General features: G+C 73.5%; 2 protein-coding genes. One reads left to right on the forward strand and one right to left on the reverse strand.

What is annotated here, in order from left to right:
* Positions 1–300: 300 nt before the first annotated feature.
* Entirely contained in the window at positions 301–1248 is a 948-nt protein-coding gene (locus AB0O00_RS30210) for a hypothetical protein (RefSeq protein WP_363657143.1), read from the reverse strand.
* A 295-nt stretch (positions 1249–1543) separates the two neighbouring features.
* On the opposite strand from AB0O00_RS30210, the gene AB0O00_RS30215 reads away from it, so the two are divergent.
* Positions 1544–4591 carry an AAA family ATPase gene (locus AB0O00_RS30215; RefSeq protein ID WP_363657145.1) on the forward strand — a complete coding sequence of 1016 codons (3048 nt, stop codon included), beginning with the start codon at positions 1544–1546 and terminating at the stop codon, positions 4589–4591.
* The last annotated feature ends 98 nt before the right edge of the window (positions 4592–4689 follow it).

Genomic DNA, 4689 nt, shown 5'->3' on the forward strand with positions numbered 1-4689 from the left:
GCCCGCCGTCGAGCACGATAGTCGCGACGGCGCGGCGCGGCTACGGTCCGTGCGGAGCTCGTGCACGGAGGGTGCGCGTTCCGGCCGTTGTGGAGATCGCCGGGGCCGCCCTGCGGAGCCCCGCCGGTGGGCGGGCGCGGCGCGTGGGGAGAGGCGGGCGGCCCGCACCGGTGCGGTGCCGGGGGTGGTCCGGCTGGTCTGTCGACGGTCTGGTGGTTCGGGGTGGTCCGGCTGGTCTGTCGGCGGTCTGGTGGTCCGGGGGTGGTCCGGCTGGTCCGTCGGCGGTCTGGTGGTCCGGCGTCAGACGGAGTGGTAGCGGCCCGTGCGGGACTCCCAGTACTGGTAGCCGGCGAGCCAGGTGAGCAGCCCGTCGGCGTACCGCTGGGCGATGCTCGCCTCGACCCGGGACAAGCCCAGCTCCCGGTAGACCTCCGGGAGTTGGGCGTGCAGCTCGCCGCAGCGCTCGACCATGATCTGCGCCTCGTCGATGACCACCGCGCAGGCCTCCTCGGCCGAGCAGCGGCGCTCGCGCTGGACGATCAGCACGAGGTTGTTGACGTCGCCGCGCGGGGCCTCCAGCGGGAAGGACCGCACGTCGTTGCTCAACGAGGGTATGTCGGCGGCGAGTTGGCGCAGCTGACGGAGCACCGGGTGGTGCAGGACGGCCGGCGGCACCTCGAACTGGCCGAGCCGTTCGACCATGTCGAAGATGGTCTCCATGGCCGCGGTGCCCCGTCTGAGGACGAGGTAGCCGGCCCGGTCCGGCGGGCGGGTGGAGATCCGTCCGGCGGCCTCGGCCGGGTGACTGGCCAGGTACCACTCCCAGTTGTAGGCGGCGCGGGCCTGCCAGCGCGCGGGCATGCCGCGCACGCTGCGGTCCCAGAGGTCCGCGAACGCCGTCTCGACGGGGGAGCGCTGGTCGGCCTGAGCGCCGTGCAGCACCGCGATGAGCCGTTCGCAGATCGGGGCGACCTCGGTGGGGCGGCGGCCGAGCGGGCCGTCGAACTGGTCGTCGAAGAGGAAGTAGAACCCCATCAGGTCGGCCGCCAGGGCGAGTTCGTCCGGTCCGGCGTCCGGGTAGCCCAGCGCGGCGAGCTCGACGACCTCCCAGTGGGCGTAGCCGGGGTGGTCGGCGTCGGGCAGCAGCGGGTGGCGGAGGAGCCAGTCGCGGTGCAGTGCGGTGGCCTGCGGGATGTGCGTACTGCGGCGGTGCGGGAACGGGATCTGAAGTGAAGTGTCGTCAGACATCGGACTCCCGGTGCAGCGGAGGGTGGGGGCGCTTGCGGTTAGGGCACGGCGTGTGGGGGAGTTGACGCAGCGAGGCTTCGGGGGTGAGGGTGACAGGACAAGATCATCTTCGCCTCGCGGGCCGTAGGGTATCTGATGTAATGATCGGACGTTAGGGATATAGGGCAATTGCCCGTGGCAAGCGTTCCGAACCCTCACCGTCCGCCTCAGCCTGCGCGAATGCCGCACGGCACGCCCCCCACGGCGCTAACCTCGGCACACGACCATGAGCCAGCAGGAGCGGCGGAGGCATGACGTGACCGAGCAGCGCAACGGACTTCGGGCGGGAACCGGCCCCGGCCGGGACGGGGACGGCGCCGCTCCCCGGGTCAGACTGCGCGACCGCGACGCGGAACTGCGCTCCGCCGAGACCGCCGTCGAGAAGCTGTGCCGCGAATTCGCCGCCGGGGGCACCGAGATCGGCGAACTCCTCACCATCTCCGGCCGTCCCGGCATCGGCAAGACCAGCCTGCTGCACGAGGTGCGGCGCGCCGCCAAGCTCCGCGACGGCGCCACCGTGCTGTTCGCCCGAGGCGGCGAACAGCAGGTCAAGGAGCCGTACCACGTGCTGCGCCAGCTCCTGCAGCCCGCGCTCACCAGCCTCGCGCCCGCCGAGTTCCGCCAGGTGATGGGCACGTGGGAGGAGGTCGTCGGACCGGCGATGGGCCTCAAGCAGCCCAAAGCCGGCGCCCGCCGCCTCGACCCGCAGGGCGTGCGCGACGGACTGGACTACGTCCTCACCCAACTCGCGCCCCGCAGCGCGCCCCTGGTGATGATCGTCGACGACCTGCACTGGGCCGACCTGGAATCCCTCTCCTGGCTCACCCAGTTCGCCGTCCGCGCACGCGAACTGCCCGTCCTGCTGGTCTTCGCGTTCCGCGAGGACGAGCACGACTGGCAGCCCGAGGCCCACCCCCACCACGCCGCCGTCCTCAAGCTCGCCACCCGTCGGCACGAGCTCAACCGGCTCTCGCTCGTCTCGGTCACGGACATCATCCGCGCCGAACTCGGCGACAAGGCCGAGGACGCCTTCTGCTACGAGTTCTGGAACGTCGTCAACGGCAACCCCTTCGAGGCCATCGCCCTGCTCGACCAGGTCCGCGACCAGGAGCTCGAACCGCTCGAGGAGAACTCCGTCCAGCTGCGCGAACTCGCCGTCGACTCCAACGGGATGACCCTCAAGACCTGGCTCGACCGGCTCGGCGCCAGCACCCTGCGCTTCGCCTGGGCCTGCGCGATGCTCGGCACCGACATCCGCATCGACCTCGCGACCCGCATCTCCACCCAGAGCGCCGAGGGCGCCCGCGAGTCCATCAAGCACCTCCGCAAGCAGCGCGTCCTGACCCAGACCCCCAACGGGAACCTGGAGTTCGTCCACCCGCTGATCGGCAGCTCGATCTACAACACCATGCCGGAGGCCACCCGCACCGGCATGCACGGCGTCGCCGCCGCCGAGATCGAGAACGCCGGGCTCGGCCTGCTCGCCGCCTCCCGCCACCTCGTCGAGACCTTCGCGGGCGAGGGCGACGACCGCACCGTGCGCAAGCTGCGCAAGGCCGCCGCCGAACACCTCCTCATCGGTGCCCCCGAGGCCGCCCAGCGCTGCCTGCACCGCGCCCTCAACGAGCCTCCCGCCGACGGCATCCGCGCCGAGGTGCTCTACGAACTCGGCTGCTCCGCCCTGCTCACCGACCCCGTCGCCACCGTCAACCAGCTCAAGCTCGCCCTCGACCCCGACGAGGGGCCGCTGCGCCCCGAACTGCGGGTGGACGCCACGTTCCGGCTCTCCGAGGTGCTCGCGCACAGCGGCGAGCTGCGCGAGGCCGCACTGGTGTGCCAGGAGGAGGTCGACGCCACCGACGACGCGGCGGGCCGGCTGCGCCTCCAGGCCGCCTCGTTCATGTGGCACGCGTTCCGCAAGTCCGAGGAGGACGGCCCCGGCCGCTCCCGCCGGCTCGGCGAGATGTGCGAGAGCCTCACCGGCCGCGAGCCCGCCGACCGGGCCGTCCTCGCGATGCGCGCCTGGGACCTCACCCTGCGCGGCGCCCCCTCCGCCGACGCGCTCGCCCACGCCGACGACGTCCTGGAGGCCGGCCGGCTGCCCAAGGGCCTCGGCTGGACCGACAGCACCTGGGGCTTCGAACTGCCCGCGATGCTCGGCCTCACCTACACCTACAACGACCGCATCGCCCAGGCCGAAAGGCTGTTCGCCGACGCCATCGTCCAGTTCGAGGTCGCCGGGTGGAGCGGCGCCCACCGGGGCTTCGCCTACTTCCTGATGGGCCTCGCCCGCTTCCGCCGCGGCCTGCTCGCCGAGGCCGAGGACTTCCTGCGCCGCGCCCTGCGCCTCTCCGAGCGGATCGCCCCCAAGCTGCCGCTCGCGTGGGACGCCGTCGGCGTGCTCGTCGACACCCTGCTCGCGCGCGGACGCGTCGAGGAGGCGTGGGAGCTCGCCACGGGCTTCGGCTTCCAGCCGCCGTACCACGACACCGCGATGGTCCTGCCCGACGCGCCCTCGCTGTACGGCAAGCTGCTCGTCGCCAAGCGGCGCTACGCCGGCGCCGCCGCCGCGCTCACCGAGGCCGGCGCCCAGCTGGAGGCCCGCGGCTGGCACAACACCGTCTGGGCGCCGTGGGCCGGCCACCTCGCCATCGCCATCGCCCAGGACGAGCCCGAGCGGGCCCGCGAGTACGCCCACAAGGCCATCCAGGACGCGCGCACCTTCGGCACCGCCTCGGCGATCGGCACCGCACTGCGCCTGCACGCCCAGATCGAGGACGGCCAGCAGGCGGTCGAGCTCCTGGAGCAGGCGGTGACCTACCTCGGCCAGTCCCCGGCCGGCTACGAGCACGCCGTCGCGCTGGTCGAGCTCGGGGCGGCGCTGCGCCGGGTCGGGCGGCTGGACGACGCCCAGGAGTACCTCTACCAGGGCATCGAGCTGGCCCAGCACTGCTCGGCCGAGGGCCTCGTCGAGCAGGCGCGCCGGGAGCTCGCCAACTACGGCCTGCGGCCCAACCGGCTGGGCGATTTCCGCGCCTCCCGCGAGGCGCTCAGCCAGCCGGAGTGGGACGTCGCCCAGCTGGCGCTGCGGGGCGTGCCGCCGCAGCGGATCGCCGACGAGCTCGGCGTGCAGCTGAGCCTGGTCAACCGGCGCCTGGCCGCGGTCTACCGCAAGGCGGGCAGCGGGCCGGACGGCCTCGCCACCGCGCTCGGGCTGCCGGGCCAGCCGCGCGCGGCCACTCGGCCGACGCAGCCGACGCAGCCGATGGGGGGCGCGGAGGAGGACGAGGCGGGCGACGCGTAGCCGCCCCCGCTGCGGGCCGGTGCGGGGGCGGCTGCGCGGGCGCTCCGGCGGGCTTCTCGGGCGGCGCTCGGGCGGGCTGTGCGGCGGGCTCCGCACCT

It is taken from the genome of Kitasatospora sp. NPDC093558, from assembly GCF_040683475.1.
Classification (GTDB): Bacteria; Actinomycetota; Actinomycetes; order Streptomycetales; family Streptomycetaceae; genus Kitasatospora.